The sequence below is a fragment of the Streptomyces filipinensis genome, from assembly GCF_014649495.1.
Lineage (GTDB): Bacteria > Actinomycetota > Actinomycetes > Streptomycetales > Streptomycetaceae > Streptomyces > Streptomyces filipinensis.
Map to the genome: position 1 here is coordinate 13012 of NZ_BMTD01000005.1, position 12571 is coordinate 25582.

The window sequence follows — 12571 nt, forward strand, 5'->3', positions numbered from 1 at the left end:
GGTGGGGGCCGGGGTCAGTCCCGGGCGGCTGTGAGGCGGGACTCCGCCGTGGCCAGGATCTCGGTGACGCGGAGGCCGAACGCGGCGTCGCAGGCGTGCGGGCGGCCCGTGCGGGCGGCCCGCAGCAGGGCGTCGGTGGCGCGCGTGAGCGCGGGGATCGCTCCCTCGGAACTCCCCGGCATCAGCGCCACGCCCTCCTCGCCCCGCAGCTCCACATCGGCCCCCGCCGCCGCGGGCGGGGCCGTCAGGCTCAGCGTGAGCGTGCTCGACGCGCCGGTGGCGTGGTCGAGGACCAGGTGGACGGTGTCCGCCGGGCCGTGTGCCGCCGCCACCACCTGCCGTACGTCGCCGAGGACCGGCAGCAGGACCGACAGCGCGTGCGGGCCGACGTCCCACAGCGCGCCCTTCTCCCGCCGCCACGGCGAGGCCGCGAACGGGCTGTCGGAGGTGAACACCGCCCCCAGCCACTGCGCACGGGCCGTGAACCAGCCCGCCACGGCCGCCTGTTCGTCGATCCAGGCTTCCGGTTCCTTCTGGAAACGCGCGGTGAGGAACACCACCGAGGCCACCTGGGCCCGCTCCGCCGCGCTCACGACGGCGCGCCCCTGGTCCACCGACACGGCGAGCGGCTTGTCCAGCAGCAGATGCCGGCCCGCCCGTGCCGCACGCACCGCCAACTCGGCCTGCACCGAAGGCGGCAGGGCCACGGCCACCGCGTCCACGTCGGCCAGCAGCGCGTCCACGTCGTCGTACACGGGGACGTCGTACGGCTCGGCCAGCGTCGCGGCCGCCTCCGGCCGGCGCCCCCACACCCCGGCGAACTCCACGCCGGGGTGCCCGGCGAGTGCGGGGGCGTACGCCGCCTGGGCCCACGGGCCCGTTCCCAGCAGTCCGATACGCATGTGGCGTTCCTTTCTCCGAGCCGCTCCCCGCACCCTCAAGAGGCTGCGCTCCGGTCGCCCTCCGCACACCTGCGGTCCCGGTCCCCGCCCCCGGCGAGCCACCTGGCGATCGTGGCGGCGATGGGCTGACCTGTGTCCATCTCGACGAAACCGAACTGGCCCGACTGGTTGCACTCCAGGAACCACCAGATCCCGTCGGCGTCCTCGGCGAAGTCGAATGCGCCGTACGCCAGTTCCGCGCCCCTCATGTACCGCCGTACGCCCTCGGCGACGCGCGGCGGCACCTCCGCGGGCAGCCAGGGGGAGACCGACGGGGCGAACCGGACGTCCACGTCGTCCGGGTGGGCGTCGGGGTCGGCAGGCTTGCGCGCGGCCAGCAGGGTGTCGCCGACGGCGGTGAGCCGGATGTCGGCCCGCTTGCCGACCCGCCGCTGCAGCAGCGTCGGACCGAAGGCCACCGCGGAGAAGTCGGTGTCCGGCGCGACCCGGCTGGTCGGCACCGCACGCGGCGGCTCCTGCGGATGCGCGCCGGACACCGGTTTGACCACCAGGTCCGGGAAGCGCTCCGCGAACTCCCGGGCCGCCTGCGGGAACGTCGTGATCAGCGTGGCCGGCACCGCGAGGCCGCTGTTCTGGGCGAGGCGCAGCTGCCAGGGCTTGTGGCGGGCGCGCCGGGCCGCGTCCGGATGGTTCATCCAGCGCGCGTCGGTGGTGCGCAGCATGCCGTACAGCGCCTGCGACGACTCCTCCGTCAGCCAGGCGGACGGCTGGGCGGCGCGGGCGGCGGCATCGCCGGGTCTGCGCACCCAGATGGAGCGCAGGCCGTTCATACTCACCAGGCGCCCGCCGGCGGACAGATGCCCGCGACAGGCGCCCTGGACGTACTCGCCCGACAGCGCCACCCCGTTGGTGAGGTCGGCGGGGTCCAGCCGGACGACCGGCACGCCGGCCTCGCCCAGTCGCAGGACCACCATGTCGGCCGTCACGTCTTCTTCACTGGTCAGGATGAGCACGGTCATCTTCCAGGGCCCGCGGCTCAGTCGTCGAAGTGCGTCTTGGAACCGGCGGTCGACGTCGTGGTCCCGAGTGCCCTGAGAGTCGCATGGTCGGTGGCGGCGATCCGCCCGTCCGGGAGGACGTTCAACTGCAGTCCGGAGTCGTACGCGTACGGAGTGGTGACGTCCAACTGCACAGCAGGGCGTGCGTAGTTGAGCGTGAACGGTTGCATGGTCTCTCCCTGATTCGGCTTTCATGTCCTTATACGATTCGAACGGGTGATTGGTTTCCTTACGCTGCGTAATCGTTGGTGGGGCGGGCGGGCCGGAAAGGCCTTCTGGCATGGGAGGTTGGGGGAGAGGCGGACGAGCAGAGTGAGCGGGACCACACCGCCGCGACGGTCGGATCGGCGCCCGGGGTGCGGGGAGTGGCGGGCGGCGCCTCTCCGTGCTTCGGCCCGGTCGCCTCCCCCGCAGGGATTCTTCCCAGAGCAGGCGTGCGGTTCGTAGGCCTGTGGAATGTGGGACGATGCGCTCGTCGGCCCGGTGCCGGACCGGACTCGGCAGGAGTCGCCGGCGTACCTGGCACCGGTGACCGGGATCGTGGAACTGCGCGCAGCGGAGGCACTGGCCGCCGAACCCGCGGATTCACCTCCTCCCCTGCGACCGGCCGGCTTCCGCTCGGCGACTGTCTCCGGCGGGTCCGCAAGGGCCCGAAGCGTCCGAACCGCCTGGTGACCGGGATCGTCCACCGCGACCGTGCGACCAGGGCCGTGCCGCGTGCGGCCGTGCCCGCCAGGTGGTACCGGTGGCGGCGGCACTGTCCGCCATGAAGGGCGAACCGCTGGCCCGGCCCGGCGCATACGGGCTGATGAGCCTGTTGGCGTTCCTCGCGCCCGCGCGGCTCGACCTGCGGCTGCCGTTCGGCCACGACGTGGACACGGGCCTCCTGCCGCCACCGCTGCGCGATCCGGACGTGTACGCCACGGCCTGGGCCGCCCTCGCCGAGTACGGGCTGGTCAGGCTCGCGCCAGACGGATCCGAGCTCAGAGCACTCCGTGGTGCAGGCCGCGGTCCGCACCCTGGTGATGCGACCCTACTGGGCCGGTGCGGCCCTGCTCGTGTGCGCCGAGGCACTCGACGAGACCGGCCTCCCTTCCGACGCGGACCGGCTCGCGAGCCACACGGAGCACGCCGTCGCGCACATGCGCGAAACGAACCGGCTGCAGCCGCTCCGCGCGCGGGTGCTGCGCGACCCGGGCATGGCCGCGGGCCGGCGGTGACGGACCGAGCAGGCGAAACGGCTGCTGAAGGACTCCCTGGAGATCTCTCTCGCGATCCGGCGCGGCGACCGTGCCGACCTGGCGGAGGCGTACCACCAGTACGGCCATGCCCTCTCGGAGAACGGCGCCCCGGCCGCGGGACGGGCCCGGATCGACCAGGCGATCGCCCTGGCGACGGAAGTCCGCGGATCGGACACCCCGCAGGTCGCGCGCTACAGGCACACCCGGTCGGCGGTCCTGCGCGCGCTCGGCGAGCCCGGGGCCGCCAAGGCGGAGCTGCCGGCCGCCCTGGCGATCGGGGAGAGGCGTCCTGAAGCGGGCAGCCCGGACCTCGCGGTCGGCCGGCAGTCGCTGGGCGTGTTCCTGCACGAGGAAGGAGACCTGGGGGTGCCCCGGCGCGAGAGGGGACGGGCTCTGGCCCGGCTGCCGGCCGCGGTGGGGGAGAACGATCACAGGGTGGCCGCCTGCCGGTCCACGCTCTCCCGGGTGCTGCGCGCTCTGGGTGAGCTGGAGGAGGCACGGGACCAGCTCGCCGCGGCGGTGGCCGCCGGGGCACGCGGTGCCCGGCGTACCGGCCGGGCCGGTCGGCGCCGGGCGTGTCGGGCATGGGGGCGAGGCCGGCGAACGCGTCCTCGGGGTCGTCGGACGGCGGCGCTCCGAAATCCGAAGCACCCGAGGCATGCAGTGCGGCCAGGGCTTGGCCGAAATACAGCGTCTTCGCCGGGTCCGGCCGCCCGGTGGAGATCCGCTCCGCCGCCGTCCGCCGCTCGTCGGACCCGCGTACCGCCGGCACCCGGACCGCGTCCGCGGCGGCCGGCCGGCGCAGTGCCGCCACGTCGGCGCGGAGTTCCCCGAGAGCATTGCCGCGCTTGACCATCACCGCAGTTCAGCCGTTCAGTGTCATCTCGGCCGGCGCCCCGGCAGCCGTCGGGGCACCCATGGCCGGGCGTCGGGTGAGCCGGCGCTCCACCGGCCCCGGAGGGCGGTCACGGCTGACGGCGCAGGACCCCCAACAGGGGGCGGTAGCGCGGGCCTTCAACTATTGCTACGACTGTTTTCAGCCAAACCCCGGCGGTAACTACCCGTGCTGATTCCGTACGGCTAGCGTGAGGGCGCCGCGCAGCCACACCAGGGGCACAGGGCCCCGCCGGGACTAGCGCGCGGCGGAGGATTTCCCTCTTGACCACAGCATCCGTGCTGATGGCCGACGTCTTCGAAGTCCAGCCGTACACCTCCCACTGCGAAGTCATCCTGGGCGAGGGTGCCCATGCGGTGATCGGTGTGTCCCCGGGCAACAGCTACTTCTCCGCGCGTCGCCTGCACGACCTCGCCCGCTGGGGGCTGGACCACTTCGACAGGGTCGACTTCGTCTACACCGACCTGTACGTCACCGAGATGTACGAGGCCTCCGGCTACCCTCCGGACGAGGCCCGGCGCAAGGCGGTGAAGAACCTGCGCGGGGTGCGCGCCAAGGTCCGTGACGCGGTGTCGGCGGCCGACCCGGACGGCCTGCGGCTGGACTGGCACCCCATGTCGGAGTTCCGCACCAACCCCGCCTACCAGGAGATCCACCGGCACCTGCAGGCGCGACTGGCCTCCGACGGGGCCTTCCGGGCCGTGTGTGACGCCTTGGTGAATCGTTTCCTCAGCGCTCGGGGCGAGGCACCGACCGAGCGGCAGCGCGCCGTGTGCCTGGAGTACGTCTGCGCCGAGGCCCCGCTCTTCCTGGACACCCCCGCCATCCTCAAAGCGCCCTCCTCTCTCAACTGCTACCACCAACTGCTGCCGATGGCCGAGCTGTTGTACTCCCGCGGCGCCGGCCTGCGCGCCTCCCGCAACCAGGGCCACGCCATCGTCACCCCCATCGCCCTGGAAGGAGCCGTGGCATGACCACCGCCCCCGACACCCGCACCGACCACCCGCCCCTGCTCGACTTCCCGTTCTCCTGGAACGGCACCGAGGTCCCCGCCGAGGTCGAGGAGCTACGCGCCGCCACCCCCGTACGGCGCGTGCGCACCCTCGCCGGTGACGAGGCCTGGCTGGTGTCGTCGTACGACCTGTGCGCACAGGTCCTGAAGGACGACCGGTTCTCCCTGAAGGACACCTCCGCCCCCGGAGTGCCCCGGCAGTACGCGCTCACGATCCCGCCCGAGGTCGTGAACAACATGGGCAACATCACCGGCGCCGGGCTGCGCCGGGCGGTGCTGAAGGCGCTCAACCCGAAGTCCCCGGGCCTGCTGGAGTGGCTGCGCGAGGAGGCACACCGGCTGGTGGACCGCATGGTGGCCGACGGCCCGACGACCGACCTGCGCGACGCGTTCTGCGAGCCCTACTCGGCCGGCATGCACTGCCGCATCCTCGGCATCCCGCAGACCGAGGCCCCGGCGTTCCTGCGCAGTCTCGACATCGCCTTCATGAACTCGCCGTGCCCGATCACCGGCGCGAAGATCAACTGGGACCGGGACATCTCCCGGATGACGGCCCTGCTCGACGACCCGGCGACGCACGGCCTGATGGGCGAACTCGCCGCCCTGCGCGACGACCCCGACTACGCCCACCTCAGCGACGAGATGCTGGCCACGGTCGGGGTCACGATGTTCGGCGCGGGCGTCATCTCCACCGCGGGCTTCCTCGCGATGGCCCTGGTGTACCTGCTCACCCACCCCATCGCCCGCGATCTCCTGCGGGACCGGCCGGACCTGATCGGCCCGGGCGTGGAGGAGCTGCTGCGGGTCAACCTCTCCATCGGTGACGCCCTGCCCCGCCTCGCCCTGGAGGACGTCCGGCTCGGCGACGTCGACATCCGCGCGGGCGAACTCGCCCTGGTGCTGGTGGAGGGCGCCAACCTCGACCCGGAGAAGTTCCCCGACCCGCACCGCTTCGACATCCACCGCGAGAACTCCGCCGACCACCTCTCCTTCGGCGGCGGCGCTCACTACTGCCCCGCGACCGCGCTCGGCCGCGCGCACGCCCGGATCGCCCTGGAGGTCCTCCTCGACCGCCTCCCGGACCTCGCGCTCGCCGTACCGCCCGGCCAACTGGTGTGGCGCACGGGCTTCATGAAGCGGATCCCCGAGCGGCTCCCGGTCACCTGGTAACCCGCGGCACCCCGCCATCCGCACACCGTCCCTGCCCCGGCACCCCCGCGGGGCACCGAAGGGACCGACCGCTGGATGGCGGGGGCGCCGGACCCGGCGACGGGGCCGTGCTCCGGGTCTGCCCGGCGGCCGGCCGGGGGGCGCCGGCATTCCCGTCCGGCCGGCGGGCGTTGGACACCCTGGCGCGCCGGACCGGTACGGGTGTCTCTCCCGGAGTGCGGTCAGCGTGCGACGCGGGTCAGGCCCACCGGATTGCCCGGTGGCAGCATCCCCGAACTCTCGACCGCGCGGGCCAACGGGTTCAGCAACTCGGCGAGGCGCGCGGTGCGCTCGGTGCCCAGCGCGGTCCACGGTCCTTCCGCCGCCGCGTCCGTCAGCGCCTCCACCTCCGCGCGGACGGCCACCCCGGCGGCGCTGAGCGAGCCGTCGGCGGCGAGCAGCCCGCGCTCGCGCAGCCGTGCCGTGGCCGCCTCCCAGTCCGACTGGTCCCACCTGCGCGTCTCCCGCAACAGCGCCCCGTCGGACTCGCCGGCCGCGGCCTTGAGCACCATGGCCTCGACGGGCCCGAGCCCCCGGCTCACCAGCACCGCGACATGCGAGTCGCCGCGGTGTTCGCGCAGGGTCGTCAGAGCCTGCCACAGCCGCGCGGTGGGGCGGCCAGGGCGCTCCAGTGCCTGATTCGCGGCGGCCAGCACCCGGCCCGTGGTGTCCGCCGCCGCGGCGGCCTCCCACGCGAGGTCGGCGGCCTCGGCGAACTCGGCCGAGCGCACGGTGTCCGCTCCGAACAGGCCGTCCATCGCCGCGTCCAGGGCGTCCTGACGAGCGGCCAGCACCTCGGCGGGAGTCGCGTACGTCCAGGCGTCGGGCAGCGCCCTGGTCACCCGGTCGGCGTGGAAGACGTAGAAGCAGCTCGTCACGACGGACGGCGCAACGCTGCCGAGCGGTGCGGCGCGCAGCGCGAAGTACCCCATCCAGAACCCGCGCATCCCGAGCGCGTCCGTGGCCCGGCGCACCTCCGGCGCGAAGTACACGAGATCGTGCACCGGCTCGTAGCGCTCCCACAGCTCCCGTGCCATCCCCTCCGCCACCGCTTCCTCCCACCGCGTCGACGTGTGCCGTGCCGTCGGGATCAGCCTGCTTTATGACGGCCGTCATAACAAGAGGGGGCGGGTATCGGGAGCGCGCTTCGCCCGGCGCTGCCGGACCTCACCCGGGCGGCGTCCGGACCCGGCCCACGGCGTTGCCGATCAGTTCGGTGAACCACACGGTCCGGTCGGGGCCCGTGGTCAGCCGGAAGGGCACCCGGGCGGCGCCGTCCGGCACCGGGAAGGTGGTGATCGCGCCCTGAGCGGTGATCCGGCCGATCCGGCCGGACCGGTCGGCGTACCAGACGTGCCCGTCGGGCCCGCGGGTGATGCCGCGCGGCCCGGCGCCCGGGCCCGGCAGCGCGAAACGGGTGACGTCGCCGCCGTAGCCGATGCGTTCGACGGCGTTCGAGCCCGAAGTGGTGAGCCACATTCCGCCGGGTCCGGCGGCGATGTCCTCAGGATGGCCGTCGGCGCGGGGCAGCGGATACTCCGTGATGCCGCCCGAGGGGGTGATCCGGCCGACCTTCCCGGTGGCCGGCTCGGTGAACCACAGCGCCCCGTCGTCACCCGGCGCGATGGAGTGCGGGGAGGTGCCCGCGGTGGGGAGCCGGTACTCGCTGATCCGTCCGGAGGTGGTGATCCGGCCGATCCCGTCCGTGTCCGCCTCGGTGAACCACAGCGCCCCGTCCGGCCCGCGCGCGATCCCGGCCGGTCCGCTGTCGGCCGTGGGGATCGGGAACTCCGTGAGACGGCCGGAGGTGGTGATGCGGCCGATTCTGTCGGCGGCGGTCTCCGCGAACCACAGGGCTCCGTCGGGCCCCTCGGTGATCGAGGTGGGGCCGGTGTCCGGATCGGAGGTGGGGAAGTCGGTCATGGTGCCGTCGGACGCGATCCGCCCGATCCTTCCGACACCGCTCTCGGTGAACCACACGGCCTGGTCCGGACCCGCGGCGATGCCGGAAGGGGCGCTGTAGGCGGCGGTGGTCACCGGAAACTCCGTCACATCCCCGCCGTCGGCCCGGGCGGGGACGGTGATCACGGCGACACCGGTCAGCGCGCCCAGCGCCGCTGCGGACAGCCGGACGCCTCGTCTCAGCAGGTCGGTCCCGGGCATGGGGCGGCTCCTTCTCGGTGGGCCGGCGGCAAGGGCGCCGCCGGAAGGTGGGGGAGTGTCGGACTCAGGCTAGGAGCGCGCGCACGGCCGTACGATCCGGTCGACCCGCCGGGAGTACCACCGCTCCGGCCGGAACCCGTGCCGGGTGCGGGCCGGCAAGCGGGTTCCACGCGCTCCCCGGCCGTTGCCGGGGTCGACCGCCTGGCCTCCCGCCGAACGGCCCAGCACACCGCCCGCGGAGCGAGCCGTTCCGGGACGGGGGCCGCGGACAGGGGCTTGCTTATCGCCTTCATTCAGCGAGAGCAGAATATGCGCGGCAACCGTGGTCCGAGGGGGCCTGTCGAGTGGGACCACTGGGGCAGACGGGTGGCGCGGTGACACGGCTGGACGGCCCGGATGGTGGGAGCCGGGGCCCTCACTGACGGTGGTTCATGTCGAGGCCGGGTCTGTCCAGCTGATGAGGTATCCGCTGCCCGACCCCGGCGGAAGGACATCACTATGCGTTCTGCACGCATGCTTCTGGCGACGGCTGCCGCCACGGCCGCCCTCGCCTTCGCCGCTCCCGGTGCCGCGTTCGCGGTGCCCGCGGCCGACGGCGGAGGCCGTGACGGCTCCTCGCACAGCCAGGGGCGCGACCATGACTCCGGCGACGACCACGGTCGCGACCAGGACGACTCGGGTCGCGGCCACGACAATGATCGCGGCGACGACCACGGCAGCGGCCGCGGACACGACGAGCCGCGCGGTGGAATGCACACGGGTGGCGGAGCGCTCGCCCTGGTGCAGGGCAACGACTGGGGCTCGGACTCGGGGCGTGACGACAGCCGGTTCGATCCCGAGAGCTACCGGGACGGGGGCAAGAGCGGCGACCGGGACGGCGGTCGTGGCGATGACGAGCGTGGCGACGAGCGGGGCGGCAACGACGAGCGCGGCGGCGACGACGAGCGGGGCGGCAACGACGAGCGCGGCGGCAACGACGAGCGGGGCGGCGGCGAGCGGGGCGGCGGCGACGGCCGCGAAAAGCCGCGCGGCGGTATGCACACCGGCGGCGGCGCGCTTGCCACTCCGAGTGTCACCGCGGGCGGTCTGGCCGTGCTGGGCGTCGGCGCCGCCGGCATGTACGCGATGCGCCGCAAGAAGGCCGGCCAGCCGGCCGTGTGACCCGACGACTCGTCACCCGAGGCTGCGGCCGCCGCCGACGCGCGCACCGCGTCGGCGGCCCGCACCCCGCGTCGGCCGGCCTCCGGCCCCGCCCGCGCGCCGGTGACCTGCAGCGCGCGCCCGTACGCCCCCGACGACCGAGCCAGGCGCTCCGGCACCCCGCTCGCTGACGCCCCTGGACGTCCCTCCCGCGCGCCGGGTGTGTGCATCGGCGCCCTTGTTCTGATCCCCGTGCTGCCGCGACCGAGTGAGGTGGTGTCCGATGGCAGCAGATCCCTCGTCCTCGCCCCCCGACCAACCGCCGGCGGACGGGCAGAGTCCGGGCCGCGGCGGGCGGCTGACGCTGTGGGGCGTGGCGCTCACGGTCCTCGCCGTCACCCTGTTCGGCGGACACCACGGCTCGGACGACGCGTCGCGGGCGTCCCGTGCCGCGGGCGCGGCCGCCGCCGCGCGGACCGATCCCCAGCAGTCCGGGAAGGCGCTGCCCCGCTCCGCTCCGACCCGTCTGGTCATCCCGAAGATCTCCGTGGACGCCCCCTTCACCACGCTGGACATCGGTGCCTCCGGCCAGCTGGAGCCCCCACCGGCGGGCGACACCAACCTCGTCGGCTGGTACGCCAAGGGGGTCTCGCCCGGTGAGCGGGGCACCGCCGTCATCGCCGGGCACGTCGACACGACGACCTCCGCCGCCGTCTTCGCCGGCCTCGACGACCTGCAGCGCGGTGACCGCTTCACCGTGCAGCGCGCCGACGGAAGCGACGCCGAGTTCGTCGTGGACAGCGCCGAGACCTTCGCCAAGGACGACTTCCCCAGTCAGCGGGTCTACGCCGACGCCCAGCGCCCCGAGGTCCGGCTGATCACCTGCGCGGGGGACTACGACCACGATGTGCGGGACTACACCGACAACCTCGTCGTCTTCGCCCATCTGGTGTGAGCCGGCCCGTACGGGTCAGGCGGCGGTGTCCGTGAAGGCGCCGCCCGGCGCGAACGCCAGCGCCGCGAACCGTTCGCCGATCCGGCGGTGGGCGGCGGCGTCCGGGTGGAGCCCGTCGGGCAGCGGCAGTTCGGCGGCGTCGGCCTCGCCGTACAGCTCACGCCCGTCGAGGAGGTGCAGATGCGGGTCGTCGGCCGCCCGCTCGCGCACGATCCTGGCCAGTTCGTCCCGGATGACTCCGAGGGTGAGTTTCCCGCTCGCCTTCTCCGCCGGATCCCCGGCCGCCCGGAACCGCAGCCGGCCCTCGCTCAGGGCGGAGAAGTCCGGGAGGCTCGGGCCGGGCGTGTCCTCGTGGAGGGGGCACAGGATCGGCGAGACGACGAGCAGCGGGGTGCCCGGGTGGCCGTCGCGCACGGTGTCGAGGAAGCCGTGGACGGCGGGGCCGAACGCGCGCAGCCGCATCAGGTCGGTGTTCACGAGGTTGATGCCCAGCTTGACGCTGATCAGGTCAGCGGGCGTGTCGCGCAGCGTGCGCGCGGTGAAGGGGTCGAGCAGGGCGCTGCCGCTCAGCCCCAGGTTGATCAGATCCACGCCGCCGAGGGACGCGGCGAGCGCGGGCCAGGTGGTGGTCGGGCTCGCGGCGTCCGAGCCGTGACTGATGGAACTGCCGTGGTGCAGCCACACCCTGCCGCCCTGGTCCGGTACGGGTTCCACGGGTGCGTCGGTGCGCAGCGCGACGAGTTCGGTCGTCTCGTTGTGCGGCAGCCAGATCTCCACGACCTTGACGGCACCGGGCAGTCCGGCGAAACGGAGGGTGCCGACGGGGCCCGGCCGGTGTTCCGTGGTCCCGGCGGCCATGTCGACCGTGAGGGTGCTGCCGCCGGCGACCCGGCCGCTGCCGGCCGGACGTCCGTCGACGAGCAGGTCGTACACGCCGTCCGGGCGGGGCGGTGCGCCGACGTAGACCCGCTTGGTCGGCAGGGCGTCCAGCTCGACCGTGGTAGCGCGGGTGCGGAAGACCAGCCGTACGCCGGAAGGCTGGGACTCCGCCATGGCCAGCTGCGGATCGGCACACTGCGCACGCGCGCGGGCCGGCAGCCGGTGCGGCAGCAGCCCATGGGCGGTGCGTTCCAGATCGAGGGCGCCACGCAGGAGTTCGGGGGTGATCGGGATGGTGTCCATGGTGTCGCCCTGCGTTTCGGGGAGGTCGTAGGAGGCCGTAAGGCGTGGTGAGAGGGGGGAGCGGCCGTGCGAGGTGCTGGGATCAGGCCGTGGGCCAGGCGCGCAGCAAGGAGTCGAGGGCGTCCAGGATGCGGGTCCAGGACTCCTGGGAGTCGGGGGCGCTGTGGCTGAACCCGCCGGCCGTCTCCAGGCTGACGTAGCCGTGGAAGACGCTGCCGAGGAGCCGGACCGCGTGGGTCTGCCCGGGTTCGGGCAGATCGTAGCCGCGCAGGATCGCCCGGGTCATCTGCGCGTGCCGGCCGCCCGCGCTCGCGGCCGCCGCCTCGGGGGTCAGCGGGTGCCGGGCCGCCGCGTAGCGGCCGGGGTGCGCGCGGGCGTAGTCGCGGTACGCGTCGGCGAACGCGATGAGGGCGTCCTTGCCGGCCCGGCCGGCGAGCGCGTCGGCCGCGCGGTCGGCCAGCTCCTCCAGTGCGAGCAGCGCGATCCGGGTCTTGAGGTCCTGGGAGTTCTTCAGGTGCGAGTAGAGGCTCGCGACCTTCACATCGAACCGCCGGGCCAGCGCGGACACGGTCACCTGGTCGAAGCCGACCTCGTCGGCCAGCTCCGCACCCGCACGGACCAGCCGGTCGGTCGTCAGACCTGCGCGAACCATCGGCTCTCTCCCTCCTGCCATAAGTGATTATGCAGTTTCCTAAATGCTTTAGGCAAATGGCCCCCGCGTCCGCCAGGCCGCGCAGTACGCCCATCGCCACGGTGTCCGTCACACAGGTCGGGGGACGCAGCCGGCGGTTGGGCAGGGCCGGTGCACGGCGTC

12 protein-coding genes are annotated in these 12571 nt (G+C 73.8%); 5 read left to right on the top strand and 7 right to left on the bottom strand.

Annotated features, from left to right (window positions below):
* Positions 1-14: 14 nt before the first annotated feature.
* The 3 genes from IE244_RS13350 to tgmA are packed head-to-tail and all read right to left on the bottom strand — an operon-like array spanning position 15 to position 2130.
* Entirely contained in the window at positions 15-902 is an 888-nt protein-coding gene (locus tag IE244_RS13350; RefSeq protein WP_191873729.1) for a Gfo/Idh/MocA family protein, read from the bottom strand.
* Positions 903-937: 35 nt separating this feature from the next.
* Positions 938-1921: an ATP-grasp ribosomal peptide maturase gene (tgmB, locus tag IE244_RS13355; RefSeq protein ID WP_191873730.1), complete on the bottom strand. Its 984-nt coding sequence runs from the start codon at positions 1919-1921 to the stop codon at positions 938-940.
* A 17-nt stretch (positions 1922-1938) separates the two neighbouring features.
* On the bottom strand, positions 1939-2130 hold the full coding sequence (gene tgmA / locus IE244_RS13360; RefSeq protein ID WP_020938095.1) for a putative ATP-grasp-modified RiPP: 192 nt from the start codon (positions 2128-2130) through the stop codon (positions 1939-1941).
* 825 nt (positions 2131-2955) lie between these two features.
* Between tgmA and IE244_RS13365 the strand changes: the two genes are divergently transcribed.
* From IE244_RS13365 to IE244_RS13375, 3 genes are all read left to right on the top strand, one after another.
* On the top strand, positions 2956-3180 hold the full coding sequence (locus IE244_RS13365) for a hypothetical protein (protein WP_191873731.1): 225 nt from the start codon (positions 2956-2958) through the stop codon (positions 3178-3180).
* A gap of 1179 nt (positions 3181-4359) precedes the next feature.
* Positions 4360-5070 carry a cyclodityrosine synthase gene (locus IE244_RS13370; protein ID WP_229854079.1) on the top strand — a complete coding sequence of 237 codons (711 nt, stop codon included), beginning with the start codon at positions 4360-4362 and terminating at the stop codon, positions 5068-5070.
* On the top strand, positions 5067-6278 hold the full coding sequence (locus tag IE244_RS13375) for a cytochrome P450 (RefSeq protein ID WP_191873732.1): 1212 nt from the start codon (positions 5067-5069) through the stop codon (positions 6276-6278). Before IE244_RS13370 ends, IE244_RS13375 begins: the two co-directional genes overlap by 4 nt.
* A 221-nt stretch (positions 6279-6499) precedes the next feature.
* On the opposite strand, the gene IE244_RS13380 is transcribed toward IE244_RS13375, so the two are convergent.
* Together IE244_RS13380 and IE244_RS13385 are read right to left on the bottom strand one after the other, a co-directional pair.
* Complete coding sequence (locus tag IE244_RS13380; protein WP_191873733.1) at positions 6500-7366, bottom strand: SCO6745 family protein; 867 nt, start codon at positions 7364-7366, stop codon at positions 6500-6502.
* Between the two features lie 118 nt (positions 7367-7484).
* Entirely contained in the window at positions 7485-8480 is a 996-nt protein-coding gene (locus tag IE244_RS13385) for a Vgb family protein (RefSeq protein ID WP_191873734.1), read from the bottom strand.
* Positions 8481-8978: 498 nt separating this feature from the next.
* On the opposite strand from IE244_RS13385, the gene IE244_RS13390 reads away from it, so the two are divergent.
* Together IE244_RS13390 and IE244_RS13395 are read left to right on the top strand one after the other, a co-directional pair.
* Positions 8979-9641, top strand: a complete 663-nt coding sequence (locus IE244_RS13390; RefSeq protein ID WP_191873735.1) for a hypothetical protein — start codon at positions 8979-8981, stop codon at positions 9639-9641.
* Positions 9642-9903: 262 nt separating this feature from the next.
* Positions 9904-10575: a class F sortase gene (locus tag IE244_RS13395; RefSeq protein ID WP_191873736.1), complete on the top strand. Its 672-nt coding sequence runs from the start codon at positions 9904-9906 to the stop codon at positions 10573-10575.
* Between the two features lie 15 nt (positions 10576-10590).
* Here the strand turns inward: IE244_RS13395 and IE244_RS13400 are convergent, their stop codons facing one another.
* Both IE244_RS13400 and IE244_RS13405 read right to left on the bottom strand, forming a co-directional pair.
* On the bottom strand, positions 10591-11757 hold the full coding sequence (locus IE244_RS13400; RefSeq protein WP_191873737.1) for a GDSL-type esterase/lipase family protein: 1167 nt from the start codon (positions 11755-11757) through the stop codon (positions 10591-10593).
* Between the two features lie 82 nt (positions 11758-11839).
* Positions 11840-12409 carry a TetR/AcrR family transcriptional regulator gene (locus tag IE244_RS13405; protein WP_191873738.1) on the bottom strand — a complete coding sequence of 190 codons (570 nt, stop codon included), beginning with the start codon at positions 12407-12409 and terminating at the stop codon, positions 11840-11842.
* Positions 12410-12571 lie beyond the last annotated feature (162 nt).

What these genes read in the sequence shown, in the direction of transcription:
- IE244_RS13350 (WP_191873729.1), bottom strand. Translation starts at nt 902, where the DNA reads ATGCGTATCGGACTGCTGGGAACGGGCCCGTGGGCCCAGGCGGCGTAC.
- tgmA (WP_020938095.1), bottom strand. Translation starts at nt 2,130, where the DNA reads ATGCAACCGTTCACGCTCAACTACGCACGCCCTGCTGTGCAGTTGGAC.
- IE244_RS13400 (WP_191873737.1), bottom strand. Translation starts at nt 11,757, where the DNA reads ATGGACACCATCCCGATCACCCCCGAACTCCTGCGTGGCGCCCTCGAT.
- IE244_RS13395 (WP_191873736.1), top strand. Translation starts at nt 9,904, where the DNA reads ATGGCAGCAGATCCCTCGTCCTCGCCCCCCGACCAACCGCCGGCGGAC.
- tgmB (WP_191873730.1), bottom strand. Translation starts at nt 1,921, where the DNA reads ATGACCGTGCTCATCCTGACCAGTGAAGAAGACGTGACGGCCGACATG.
- IE244_RS13390 (WP_191873735.1), top strand. Translation starts at nt 8,979, where the DNA reads ATGCGTTCTGCACGCATGCTTCTGGCGACGGCTGCCGCCACGGCCGCC.
- IE244_RS13385 (WP_191873734.1), bottom strand. Translation starts at nt 8,480, where the DNA reads ATGCCCGGGACCGACCTGCTGAGACGAGGCGTCCGGCTGTCCGCAGCG.
- IE244_RS13375 (WP_191873732.1), top strand. Translation starts at nt 5,067, where the DNA reads ATGACCACCGCCCCCGACACCCGCACCGACCACCCGCCCCTGCTCGAC.
- IE244_RS13405 (WP_191873738.1), bottom strand. Translation starts at nt 12,409, where the DNA reads ATGGTTCGCGCAGGTCTGACGACCGACCGGCTGGTCCGTGCGGGTGCG.